Below are 11,933 nucleotides of genomic sequence, written 5' to 3' on the forward strand. Positions count from 1 at the left end.
GCTGCCTCAGCTGTTGCGGGTGACGGTAAGCACCACGGCGGCGATGCGTTCTACCTGCTCGTAACCCGGTTCGTTCAGTTGCTCGCCAAACACGTCCGGGTCGATTTCCCGATACACCCAGGACCATTCCGGGCCCGCCAGGCGCAGGCGGATGGCTTCGAGCAAGGCGTCCCGGCCTTCGATTATCGCCACGCCGGTATACAACAGTAGCGTGCCTCCTGAACCCAGCCGCTCGCAGGCTTGTTCGACGATCCGCAGCGACAGCTGGGCGCCGAGTGAACCACCGCCATGCCGATAGGTACGCTCACCGGCATCCAGCATGTACGGCGGGTTGGCAACGATAAGGTCGAACAGCCCGGTAATGCCGCCGAGCAGATCACTCGGTTCTACGGATACATTGCTCAGGCCCGCCAATGCCGCGTTGATCGCGGTGTAACGCAGCGCGAGCGGGTTGATATCCACGGCGCTGACATGGGCATGGGGCGCCGCCCGCGCAATCAGCAAGGCGCCCACGCCTGTACCGCAACCAATATCCACGGCATGCTCGACGCGTTTCGGGGTGCGTTGCAGATGATCGTGGATGACCTGGGCGAAACGGTAACTGTCCGGGCCGAGAAACACCGCGTCGGCTTCCTGGGTGGGGTACGCAGAGTGCACCAGCAGCAGGTCGTCGATAGTCGACCAGCGCACGGTGCTGATCAGCATGTCCCCGTGCTCGTTCAGCACTTGGGCCAGGCGCATTTGTTCCAGCTCGTCGGCAGAAACCAGTGACGAACGGAACGGACGGTTCCAGCCGAATACATCGCGCACTGTCCTGGCCTGCTCAGCTTCCGGGCGCGCATTCACGCGCGCATGGGTTGCCGGGGTGACACAGGTGAAGCGATAGCCGTCGGCGCGCAGGCGTTTGCCCAACTGCAGCATTGCCTGGTCAGCCTGGATTTGTTGGGGATCGAGCAGCATCAGCGGGTTACCTCCTGGATCAGGCCGGTAGCACGCAAATAACGCCGGGTGGCCAGCAATCCTTCCGGTGTCGCATGGCGGTTACCGGCCATCGTGTCGATCAAAGTTTCGATATCGGCGTCCTGGGCAGGAGTCGCGGGCGTATCATCCGATTGCACTTGCACCTCCCAACTGCCTGGCAGCACCCGGCGACCCCGGGCTTGCCAGCCTGCCGCGATCCAGTCGTGCCAGAGTTGTTTTTCATAAGCCGTGAACACGCCATACATCGGTGCCGAAGGGCCGTCGATGAGCCCCCACCAGCGGCTGTTGGTGGGCGCTTCACCACGACATATCCAGCCTTGCGCCTGCAGGGCCTGCAGGAACGCGGGCATGGCGCCGGGCTCGGCCAGCCATTGGTTGACGGTGCGCTTTTGCAAGCGGCAATGATCGGAATGCATGAATCGGCCAAAATTGCGCTTTTGTTCCAGTGCCGACAGCAGTTCGAATTCAAGGTCGAAGCTGCTGACAAGGCTGGGGGTATCGAGCCCCAGGTCGTTCAAGCGGTACCCGCTGCGCACCCGCTGGTAGAACTGACCAGCGTCGTCGCGCGGGCACAATTGGCGCAGCGCCTGAATGGACAGATGCGCATGCCCGCTGGCCGCGTTGTCGATGGTGACGTGGAGCTGGAAGTAATGGCCATCGATGCCCAATTCCGCCAGTTCGTAGGTGGTAATCAGCAAATGCAACGGTGGCTGTTCATAGCCCAGGTTGTAGCCGATCACCTCGGGAAGAAATTCATCGCCGTGGCGCCCCAATGCCAATTGCAAGGCGCCTTGCAGGTAACGCTGGTCATCCAGTTCAGGGAGGTCAAGGCAACCCAGCCGGCTCAACAGCCGTTGGTAGATCATTACATGGTTACAGCGCGGGTCGCCGCCGCCCAGTTCTTCCATGTAAGTGCGAATCAAGCCGTGATAGCGCGGATCCCCCCAGTGTCGCAAGGTACTGTGCAACCATGCACCGTCCACTGCCTTGGTGGGCGCCACCTGTTGCAGGAACCACAACGCCTGGGCGCGGTTGGCAAAATAGCGCCGTGGTGCGCCTTGGCGGCGTTGCTCGAGGTAACTGGCGTAGGCTTCAGCCACCCCGCTTGCGTGGCGAGCGCTCCAGGCTTCCAGCTCAGCAGGGTCTGCAGGCAAGTCATCCGGCAAACGCTGCGCGTGTGCCAACTGTTCGCCCAGCCATGCAGTGCTCGTGCTGTCGTGGCCCACGAGCAACCTCTGGTAGCGCTCCTTAAGGCTTGGCCCATTTGCCGAAGCCGGTATCACCGCGTCGGTCTTGCGGGTCATTACCGTCATGCCGTAGTCCTTGTCCGCATTTTATTGGCTGGGTTTCTGACCAGGCATCGGTTCAGGGTCTGGCGCAGGTTGTGAAGCAGGTTTGTCGTCGGGTTGCTGCATTTGCAGCGAGGGTTTGCTTTGGTCGGCATCCTTCGCCGGGTGGTCGTTGTCCCGGTCAAAACAGCCACCCAGCAAGCCAAGCGTGCCCACCAGGGTTATCAGAGGGATCAATCGCATGGGGTTCTCCTTCTGTGCAAAATCGCAGTGCCCGATCACCCGGGCACTGCGTAGCCTCACTTACGAACGGCCGCCCTTGCGGCCCGATTCGCTGGTACGGCCACCACCGGATTGCTGGCCGCCCTTGCGCCCAGCTTCGGAGGCTTTTTCGCGGTCATTGGCAAAGTTGCCCGGGTTCTTGTTGCCACCCTGGCTGCCTTGCTGGTTGCCGGTGCGGCTGTTCTCTTTGTTGGCCATGGTCTTAAACCTCGTATGACTTCGGAATGCACGGCATTACCTGCCGTACACCTGTTGGGAGTTCAGTCATTTCGGCGGATTCGGTTTAATGCGAAGCGTTCTGACCAGCGGCATTAAATAAGCGGCGTCAGCATATTTGGTGCGCCTGTCAGTCGCGCGATAGGCGGGCCAGCTGGCTCTGCCAATGGCAACGCAGTCGAGGTGGGAGCAACTGTCTTGCTCAATCTTTAAAAGCGGGCGCGATCCCTGTGGGAGCGGGCGCGCCCGCGAACACGGGCGAAGCCCGTGCCATCCACCGCGTCGCCTGTTTCGCGGGCTTGCCCGCTCCCACAGGTACTGCACATGGCTTGGGGTCGACGCGGTCGAGGCGGGAGCTGGCTTGCCGGCGAGGGGCTGCACAGCAGCCCCAACATTAGCCAAGGCGGCGTATGCTGCCCCGGCTTGTGACGGCCAGCAAGCCCAAGCTGGGTGTTTAGCGATCAGGCTTGCAACAGCAGGCGCAGGTCGACACCCGTCTCGCTCATGGGCGGGCACCAGTAGTATCCACCGGTCAATGGCCGGCTGAAGCGGTACAGGCCGTCGATGATGCCGTCCTCCAGGCCGCTCATGCGCCGCAGCTGTACCTCGAACGCATCGAAGCTGTGACCAAGGGCCACGAAGGCCAGGCCAGCGCCACGCTGGTCTGCCCAGGCCACCGAACGACGGACCATGAACGCCTCTGGTTCAAAGTTTTCCTGGGCCGTGCGCTTGACATGGGCCGACTCGGGGGCGTCATCGAGCTCTTCGTTGTCGCTCAGGCGGCGACCGATGATGTTGTCCTGGTCGGCCTGGGGCAGCGACTTGAAGTACTCAAGGTCGTGCTTCCACAACTGGAACGCGGCAAAGCTTGCGCCATCGGCGCCAATGGCCACCTGCACGGCCGCTTCGTCCACCGGGTTTTCGGTGCCGTCTTCATAGCCGGTCAAGTCATGGCCACCGCGGTGCAGGAAGCCGTCGACGCTATCGGCCAGCCGCAGGGCCGGAGCCAATGCTTGCTCCAGGGCCTGGGCCCGCAGCAGCAGGTCGCCCCGCTCGTTGCCACGCAGCCACAGCCACAGGGCGTGTTGGGTGCTGGGGTTCTCCACTGCAGCATCCAGCTGAGGGAAGGCGCGCAAGCCAGGTACCTCACGGCCCAGGGCCTTGGCCATCGGGGCGCCGACACCTAGGATCAACTGTACGCCATCGACCTGCGGCAGCAAGGCATCCAGGGCGGCAGGCAGGGCCTCGGGCGAATGCAGGGCGAAGAACAGGTGACGGGCGTGAGCCGGCACCGGGGTGGCAAGCAGACCTTGCTGGAACGGCATGACAGGAAAATCCTTGGTAAAAAAAGGAATGCTACTGCGCCTGCAGGCCTACTGCAACGCGGCATACAGCCTCGCCAGCCGCTGCGCTTGGTAATAAACGGTTACCAAGTGCTGGCGCTTTGCAATTAGCTATCAATCAGGGCCGACCTACACTCCTCCCGATCCTTCGCCCGAGAGACCGCCCATGACCGCCTCGCCTTTGCTCACCGCCTTCCTGCCGCTGGCCCTGGGCATCATCATGCTCGGCCTCGGGTTATCACTGACCCTGGCCGACTTTGCTCGCGTGGTGAAGTACCCCAAGCCAGTGGTGATAGGCCTGGTTTGCCAGATCCTGCTGCTGCCGCTGGTGTGCTTCCTGATCGCCAATGGCTTTGGCCTGGAGTCGGCCCTGGCGGTGGGGCTGATGCTGCTGGCCGCGTCGCCAGGCGGCACCACGGCCAACCTTTTCAGCCACCTGGCCCATGGCGATGTGGCATTGAATATCACCCTGACGGCGGTCAACTCGCTGATCGCTATCCTGACCATGCCACTGTTGGTGAACCTGTCGCTGAGCTGGTTCATGGCATCAGACCAGGCCATACCGCTGCAGTTTGCCAAGGTGATGCAGGTGTTCGCCATCGTCCTGCTGCCGGTAGCGCTGGGCATGCTGATTCGCCGCTTCGCACCCGCTTTTGCCGCGCGCATGGAAAAGCCGATGAAGCTGGTGGCCGCGTTGTTCCTGGCGTTCACCATCGTCCTGGCGCTGGCCAAGGACTGGCAGACCGTGGTTGCATACGCGCCGGTGGTGGGCCTGGCCGCGCTGCTGTTCAACCTGCTGAGCCTGAGCGTGGGCTACTGGGTGCCGCGCCTGCTGAACATTCCCAAGCGCCAGGCGATTGCCATCGGCATGGAGATCGGCATCCACAACGGCACCTTGGCGATTGCCCTGGCATTGAGCCCTTCGCTGCTGAACAACGCCACCATGGCGGTGCCGGCGGCGCTGTACAGCCTGATCATGTTCTTCACCGCAGCGGCATTTGGCTGGTGGGTGAGCCGCGGGCATGTGGCGGCGCAGCCCAAGGGCGAAACGGTTAACTGAGGGCCTTTGCAAGCGCTCCACGTACCCTGTGGGAGCGGGTTCACCCGCGAAGAATCCAACCTGGTGCATGGCACCGGCTGCGCCGGTGTTCGCGGCTGAAGCCGCTCCCACAGGGTCCCCGCTTACTCAAGGAGTCATGTGCAGTTCCATCATGGTGGGCTGCTCTGCCAGTCCCTGTCACGACTGGCTGCGCTTACGCTTCAACTGCTGCTTCAACACCTTCAATGGCGGTGCATAGAAAAACCCGAACGACACACTCCCCGTGCGCCCCTTCACCGCATGATGCAACCGGTGCGCGCGGTGCAGGCGCCTGAGGTAGCGGTTGACCGGCCGTGGCTTGCGTGGCCAGTGCCGGTGAAAGAACCCGTCATGGGCCACGATATACAGCACGCCATACCCCGCCACCCCGCCGCCCACCCACTGCAAGGGTGCATGACCACCCTTGCCCAGAGCCACCAGCACCGTCGCGATCAACCCCAGGGCCACCAGGTACAAGTCATTGGTTTCGAGCATGCCCAGTTGCGGCTCATGGTGCGAGCGATGCAGCCACCAGCCCCAGCCATGCATGATGTACTTGTGAGCCAGCGTGCCAACGCCCTCCATGGCTACCAGGGTGCCGAACAGTACGGCGAGATTGAACAGCATGGAACGGTCCGGGGGATGGCAAGGGAAGGCGCAAGGGTACCGATTGCCCGCGTTTTTTTCCATGCAGGCGTGGCTAGCTGACAAAAGGTGTAAGCTCGGTGCGCTGACAATTGCAGCCGCAGGTGCTGCCGGCAGACCAGGACATACAACTTGAAAAGGACTTGTTGATGCGCATCCGCCCTACTCTCGCGCGGGACATTCAATCGCTCCCGGAGGTCGAGCGCTCGGCTGCCCAGGCCTTTGCCGCCTGGCCGGCACTGGCATGGCTGGCGCAGGGTGACGTGATGGATTGCGAGGCTCACCGGGCGTTTGTCGACGCAGGCGGTAGCTGGGTGGTCGAGGACCTGGATGGGTGCATTCTGGGGTTTGCCTGTGCCCGGCTCGAGGATCAGGCGCTACACCTTCATGAAGTTTCGGTACGCCTGGAGGCCCAGGGGCAAGGTGTCGGGCGCAAGCTGCTGCAGCAGGTGGCCGATGCGGCGCGCCAGGTAGGGGCGCGGGAGCTGACCTTGACCACCTTTGCCGATGTGCCATGGAATGCACCGTTCTATGCGCGGTTGGGGTTCGAGGTGATTGATGAGGGGCTGCTGGATGCACGCTTGCAGCAGATTCTGGCCGGCGAGCGTGCCCATGGGTTCGAGGGCCGTTGTGCGATGCGCCTTGGTATAGATAACTAGACCCCGGGGCTGCTTTGCAGCCCATCGCCGGCAAGCCAGCTCCCACAGGTAATGAGCACTGCGCGGTCTTTGTGGGGGCTGGCTTGCCGGCGATGGGGCCGGTACAGGCAACCCGGGGCCTTCATTCCTCTACACCCACCACCGAACTTTCTGCCACACAATACCCATCCCGTCCCTGGCGCTTGGCCTGGTACAGCGCCGCATCCGCCGCGGCCATCAGGCGCTCGGCCGTCACCCCCTCTCGCGCCAGGTCTCCCACAGCAATCCCCGCACTGAACGACACCCGGCCCAGTGGGCTACCCACATGCTCCAGCAGCTGCCGGCGCAACAGCTGTTGCACCTCCTGCACCAGCAGCTCCGCCCCGCGAGCATCGGTATCGGGCAGCAGCAGTGTGAACTCCTCGCCACCATAGCGCACAGCCAGGTCGGCCGGCCGCTTCAGCGCCTGCTGCAGCACCTCGGCAAAACGCCGCAGGCACTGGTCGCCCGCAGGGTGCCCATAACGGTCGTTGTAGGCCTTGAAGTAATCCAGGTCGAGCATCACCAGCGCCAGCGGATAGCCCTTGCGTCGTGCCCTGCGCAGCTCCGGCTCGAACACTGCATCCAGCCGCCGGCGGTTACCCAAGCCGGTCAGGCTGTCGGTCAGTGCCAGAGCCTTCAGGGTCTGATGCGCCTGGTGCAACGCCCGCTCGATGACGATACGCTCGCGCAGCTGGCGCAACACCACACCACCAAAGGCCGCCAGGCCCACCAGCAACAGCAGCAATACCGCCACCGACTTGATCGCATCGTGCCGCCAGGGTGCGACGATCGACTCCCGCGACAAGCCCGCCTCCACCACCAACGGGTAGCTGGCCAGTGCGCGATAGCCATACAGCCGTGGCGTGCCGTCCACCACGGCGACCGCTTCGGCCACCCCTTCACTTGCATGCGGCAGGTGAATGCGGAAAATCTCACTGCTGCTCAGGCTGCGGCCCACCACCTGCTCGACGAACGGCCGCCGTACCAGGATGGTGCCGTCGCGCTTGGCCAGTACCAACGCGCCGCGTTCGTCGATCTTGAAGTCACCGTAGTAGCGCACGAACCACTCCACCTTGATGGTGCCCAGCAACACCCCGGCGAAGCTGCCATCGGCATATTGCAGGCGCCGTGAAATGGGGATGATCAGGTCGCCAGTGGAGCGGCTGCGCACCACCGAGCCGATGTGTATCCCACGGTCGGGATGGTCGCGGTGGTAGATGAAGTAGTCGCGGTCGGCATTGTTGGCATTGGGCGGGACTACCTCCTGGTCAGTCACGATCCAGCTGCCATCCGGGCCATACACGAACAACCCGTGCAGCTGCGGCATGATGCTTTTCTGCTGCACCAGCAACGTATGCAGGCGCGGCCGGTCGATATGCTCGAAACCGTCGCCTTCCAGGCGCTCGGCCAGCGCCGCGGTAATGGCGTCGACCTGGCGGATGGCGTCTTCGGCATGCTGCGCCGTGGCCCGGGCCAGGTTGGTGACCATGTTCTCGGCATTGGTGAAGGCGTGCCGGTAATCACGCCAGATACGCCAGCCTTCCACCACGACGAAGGCCAGCATCACCACCAGCATGAACGCCAGTACCAGGCGGAAAAGCGCCACGGCGCGGCCCTCGCCGGTTAGCGCGAAGAGCCCGTCTTCATCCTGTTTCCTGGCTGCACACATTGAAATCCCTAGCCATACCGCGTTCGCCGCCTTTCACTATAGTTGAGCACCATCTGCACGCAGCCGGCCAGGAAAAAGATTAAACCTTTGCCCCCCGTTCACCCTCAACCGTACGCGACACTGAGGTCGCGCCACGGTTTAAGGAGTGAAGCATGAGCAGTCTCTTCATCAAGCGCGTCGGTTTTTCCATGGTGTTGGGCTTGGCATCGGTGCATGCGATGGCGGCAAGTTCCGATGACTTCGTCGAAGCGGCCACCGAGGCCGGTATTGCTGAAGTGGTAACCGGCAAGCTGGCGCTGGAAAAAACTCAGAATGCCGAAATCAAGACCTTCGCCCAGCAGATGGTCACCGACCACACTCAAGCCAACCAGAAGCTTGGCGACATCGCTCGCAAGCTCGACATTTCCGTACCTGACGAAGCGGCGATAACCGACAAGGTCAAGAAAATGATCCTGGAATGGCGGGAGGAGTCGTTTGACAAGTCCTACGTCAACAACCAGGTCGACGCTCACGAAAAGGCGGTAGAGCTGTTCAAGAAGGAAGCGGCATCGTCCGACAAGGCTGAGCTGAAGGCCTTCGCCAGTGAAACCCTGCCCAAGCTCGAACAGCATCTGGAGCATGCCAAGGCGCTTCAGGCCAAACACGGCAAGTGAGGCCCGCCATGAGTAACGATGCATTGAAAGCCGAAGTGCTGACTCGCCTGCTACATGCTCACCCCCAGGGGCTGGGCAAGGAGGTGCTGGACAACTACCGGGGCGAGAAAGCCGTTGCCGGCATGCTGAAAACGTTGCAGGAGGCCGGTTTAATCCAGGATGGCAGCGTGGCGGTTGGCAGCGACCACCAGATCAGCGTGAACTATCCGATCAAACTCTCGGCTGCGGGCGTGGAGGCAGCCAGGCAGGCAGAGTCCTGAGTCGTATGAGCGGGGCTTGCCTGGCCAAGGGCTCGAGCCAGCCTGCCCCGAGCAATGCCGTCTTGATCGCAGGGGCCGCTGCGCGGCCCTTTGCGACAATGCCGAGGTCATGGGGATTTTTCGACGTCCCGCGGTGGCTTGGCAGGCCCTTGAGGGTCGACTTGCGGATCTTCCACATCGGGTGAATCGGGATCGAAACCCAAGTCCTCGCTTTTGTTCGCCTGCTCGGACGAATGAGGCCCTTGGGGATGTTTGCCTGGCTGTTCTGGTTCGGGCATGAGGCTATCTCCGGTAAGTGTCTAGGGAAGAAACCACCGGCGGTAAAAAGTTTGATTAATCTGCATCCACAGCTAGCCGAGCGCGGCATTCAACCAACGCTTGATCACGCTCGTTGAGCTGTTCCTCGAGCCGCTGGAGTTGACGAGCCTGTTCCGCGCACAAATCGCGCCTGGCCTCCAGGCTCTGTGCCTGCACATCCAGCTGCCGGCGCATTTCCTCGCTGGCACCCTGCGCCTGGGCCAGGATCGTGCGCAAGCCCTGAATCTGCGCATCACGCTGCTCCAGCAATTCATCCTGCGCCCTGCAGGCGCTTGCGGCCTGGCGATGTTCACCCAGCAAGCGCTCGTTGTCGCGGTGCAGGCGGGTCAGCTCGTCCTGCTTGACGATCATGCCCTGCTGCAGTTGACGCAACTCCACTTGCAACTGTTGCAGCTGCGCTTCGTGGCGGCGCTGTTCCTGCTCACGCTGTTCGCGGCTGGCGTTGCGGTAGTGCTCCAGCGCGTCGCGGGCATGACGGTGCTTGTCTTCCAGTGATTTGACCTGCTCGTCCTTGTCGGCCAGGCGCACCTGCATCTCGCCCAGCGACTGGTTGAGGCTGGCACTGCGCAGCTGTTCGGCCTGCAGGGTGCTTTGGGTGGAAAGCAGTTTTTCCGATTCGGCGGCCAGTGCGGCCACATCAATCTGATGCTGTTGATGCGCCGCAGCCAATGCCTGCTGGGCAATGGCCAGTTGTGCCTCCAGTTGCTCGCGCTGCCGAGTGAAGGCGCTTTCGGCCTGCTCGATCTTCAGGTCGGCCTCGTCCTGCAACTGGGTTGCCAGTTGCCCGACCATTCGGCTCAGCACGTCGCTCAGCGCAATACCGCCCTCGGAGGTCACAGGCTGCTGGCCGTTCAGCTCTTTCAGGTAGCGGTGAATCGTGGTCTTGGAGCCGGTGTTGCCCAGCTCGATACGTATCGCATCGATGCTGGGATTTTCGCCCCGGGCAATCAGTGCCTGACGCGCCTGCTGCACTACAACCTTGTTTATACCGCCCCGGGCCATGCTTGCTCCTACGATTTTGTACCGTGTTATGTACCATGTAATTACATACCAATTATGGAGACAAGGAATTACCCACGCAAACATTTCCTATGGTGGAATAATCACGGCTTATCGCATGTGAGTGGGTCATGGAGGCTGTGCAAGGGGATAAAACAGTACGCCAGACAGCAAAGCGCCCCGCACGGCTTCAAGCCGGCGGGGCGCTGCAAAACGCTGACGCAGCTAGCGTCAGGTGTAGTGTTTAACCTTGGCAGGTGTTCTACGCATCAGCACCTTGCCACTGCGTACCGACACCAGCGCATGCCCCTGGCTGCGCACCATCTCGTAATCGTCTGGCGCGGACAGCAGCAACAGGTTCGCCGGGCGCCCCACCTCGATGCCGTAGCGCTCGCCCAGGTTCAGGGTGCGGGCGCTGTTGTCGGTGATCAGGTCCAGGCAGCGCTGCAGGTCTTCGTAGCCAAGCATGTGGCAGATGTGCAGGCCGGCCTCGAGAATACGCAGGATGTTGCCATTGCCCAGCGGGTACCAAGGGTCGACGATGGAATCCTGGCCAAAGCACACGTTCATACCAGCCCGATCGAGCTCGGCCACACGGGTGACGCCGCGGCGTTTCGGGTAGTTGTCGAAACGCCCTTGCAGGTGAATGCTCTCGGTCGGGCAGGACACGAAATTGATACCCGACTGCTTGAGCAGGCGAAACAGTTTGTAGCAGTAGGCATTATCGTACGAGCCCATGGCCACGGTATGGCTGGCTGTTACCCGGGGGCCCATGCCGCGCAACCGCGCCTCTTCGGCCAACACTTCGAGAAAGCGCGACTGCGGGTCGTCGGTTTCGTCGCAATGCACATCCACCAGGCAGCCGGTACGCTCGGCCAGGTCCATCAGGAACTTCACCGACGACACACCCTGGTCGCGGGTGTTCTCGAAATGAGGGATGCCGCCTACCACATCTGCACCGATGGCCACCGCCTCGGTCATCAGCGCCCGGCCGTTCGCGTAAGATTCAATACCCTCCTGGGGAAAGGCGACGATCTGCAGGTCGAGCAGGTGGCGCACTTCGTCACGCACTTCGACCATGGCCTTGAGCGCGGTCAGGGTGGGGTCGGTGACATCGACATGGGTGCGCACGTGCTGGATGCCATGCTCCACCAGCATGCCGATGGTCTTTTTCGCGCGGTTCTTGATGTCGTCGTGGGTGGTGATCGCCTTGCGCTCGGCCCAGCACTCAATCCCTTCGAACAGGGTGCCACTCATGTTCCACCGCGGCTCGCCGGCGGTCAGCGTGGCGTCCAGGTGAATGTGCGGTTCGATAAACGGCGCTACCACCAGGTTTTGCCCGGCGTCCAGGTCATCGGCAGCACGCACCGTCACCTCTTCTGCCTGGGGCAGAATGGCGGCGATGCGTTCGCCGCTGAGCTCGATGCGGAACAGGCCAGGCTTGCCGCGCAGGCGTGCGTTGATGATGTTCATGATGCGTCTCCCTGGGCTTTGCTGGTGGCCCTGCCAGCATAGTGGCC

13 protein-coding genes and 1 pseudogene are annotated in these 11,933 nt (G+C 62.4%); 4 read left to right on the plus strand and 10 right to left on the minus strand.

Going from position 1 to position 11,933, the window contains the following annotated elements:
• Positions 1-6: 6 nt before the first annotated feature.
• The 5 genes and pseudogenes from JV551A3_RS15265 to JV551A3_RS15285 all read right to left on the minus strand — a co-directional run bounded on the left by JV551A3_RS15265 (position 7) and on the right by JV551A3_RS15285 (position 4,093).
• The gene (locus JV551A3_RS15265; RefSeq protein WP_133972857.1) at positions 7-960 is read right to left on the minus strand and encodes a methyltransferase; all 954 of its coding nucleotides are present in this window, start codon (positions 958-960) and stop codon (positions 7-9) included.
• Positions 960-2,294: an iron-containing redox enzyme family protein gene (locus tag JV551A3_RS15270; protein ID WP_133972855.1), complete on the minus strand. Its 1,335-nt coding sequence runs from the start codon at positions 2,292-2,294 to the stop codon at positions 960-962. The genes JV551A3_RS15265 and JV551A3_RS15270 overlap by 1 nt, the downstream gene beginning before the upstream one ends.
• Before the next feature lie 21 nt (positions 2,295-2,315).
• On the minus strand, positions 2,316-2,513 hold the full coding sequence (locus JV551A3_RS15275) for a hypothetical protein (protein WP_133972853.1): 198 nt from the start codon (positions 2,511-2,513) through the stop codon (positions 2,316-2,318).
• Positions 2,514-2,573: 60 nt separating this feature from the next.
• Positions 2,574-2,693 (minus strand): annotated as a pseudogene (locus tag JV551A3_RS15280) (con-10 family general stress protein); the annotation flags it as partial.
• 536 nt (positions 2,694-3,229) lie between these two features.
• A complete protein-coding gene (locus JV551A3_RS15285; RefSeq protein ID WP_133972851.1) occupies positions 3,230-4,093 on the minus strand; it encodes a Dyp-type peroxidase in 864 nt (287 codons plus the stop codon).
• Between the two features lie 184 nt (positions 4,094-4,277).
• On the opposite strand from JV551A3_RS15285, the gene JV551A3_RS15290 reads away from it, so the two are divergent.
• Positions 4,278-5,171 (plus strand): bile acid:sodium symporter family protein, encoded by an 894-nt coding sequence (locus tag JV551A3_RS15290; RefSeq protein ID WP_133972849.1) that lies wholly within the window; start codon positions 4,278-4,280, stop codon positions 5,169-5,171.
• A 177-nt stretch (positions 5,172-5,348) separates the two neighbouring features.
• On the opposite strand, the gene JV551A3_RS15300 is transcribed toward JV551A3_RS15290, so the two are convergent.
• Positions 5,349-5,816 (minus strand): sterol desaturase family protein, encoded by a 468-nt coding sequence (locus JV551A3_RS15300; protein WP_133972847.1) that lies wholly within the window; start codon positions 5,814-5,816, stop codon positions 5,349-5,351.
• Positions 5,817-5,983: 167 nt separating this feature from the next.
• Between JV551A3_RS15300 and JV551A3_RS15305 the strand changes: the two genes are divergently transcribed.
• Positions 5,984-6,493 (plus strand): GNAT family N-acetyltransferase, encoded by a 510-nt coding sequence (locus tag JV551A3_RS15305; RefSeq protein ID WP_133978881.1) that lies wholly within the window; start codon positions 5,984-5,986, stop codon positions 6,491-6,493.
• A gap of 121 nt (positions 6,494-6,614) precedes the next feature.
• Here the strand turns inward: JV551A3_RS15305 and JV551A3_RS15310 are convergent, their stop codons facing one another.
• Positions 6,615-8,183, minus strand: coding sequence for a sensor domain-containing diguanylate cyclase (locus tag JV551A3_RS15310; protein ID WP_133978883.1), 1,569 nt, complete (start codon positions 8,181-8,183; stop codon positions 6,615-6,617).
• Positions 8,184-8,335: 152 nt separating this feature from the next.
• Between JV551A3_RS15310 and JV551A3_RS15315 the strand changes: the two genes are divergently transcribed.
• Positions 8,336-8,836 (plus strand): DUF4142 domain-containing protein, encoded by a 501-nt coding sequence (locus JV551A3_RS15315; RefSeq protein WP_085692579.1) that lies wholly within the window; start codon positions 8,336-8,338, stop codon positions 8,834-8,836.
• 8 nt (positions 8,837-8,844) lie between these two features.
• Positions 8,845-9,096: a hypothetical protein gene (locus JV551A3_RS15320; RefSeq protein ID WP_133972839.1), complete on the plus strand. Its 252-nt coding sequence runs from the start codon at positions 8,845-8,847 to the stop codon at positions 9,094-9,096.
• Between the two features lie 107 nt (positions 9,097-9,203).
• On the opposite strand, the gene JV551A3_RS31000 is transcribed toward JV551A3_RS15320, so the two are convergent.
• From JV551A3_RS31000 to codA, 3 genes are all read right to left on the minus strand, one after another.
• The gene (locus tag JV551A3_RS31000; protein WP_235874582.1) at positions 9,204-9,374 is read right to left on the minus strand and encodes a DUF6021 family protein; all 171 of its coding nucleotides are present in this window, start codon (positions 9,372-9,374) and stop codon (positions 9,204-9,206) included.
• A 55-nt stretch (positions 9,375-9,429) separates the two neighbouring features.
• A complete protein-coding gene (locus tag JV551A3_RS15325; protein WP_133972837.1) occupies positions 9,430-10,416 on the minus strand; it encodes a DNA-binding protein in 987 nt (328 codons plus the stop codon).
• A gap of 228 nt (positions 10,417-10,644) precedes the next feature.
• Positions 10,645-11,886, minus strand: coding sequence for a cytosine deaminase (gene codA / locus JV551A3_RS15330; RefSeq protein WP_133972835.1), 1,242 nt, complete (start codon positions 11,884-11,886; stop codon positions 10,645-10,647).
• Positions 11,887-11,933 lie beyond the last annotated feature (47 nt).

Origin of the sequence: Pseudomonas inefficax (assembly GCF_900277125.1) — a bacterium.
Classification (GTDB): Bacteria; Pseudomonadota; Gammaproteobacteria; order Pseudomonadales; family Pseudomonadaceae; genus Aquipseudomonas; species Aquipseudomonas inefficax.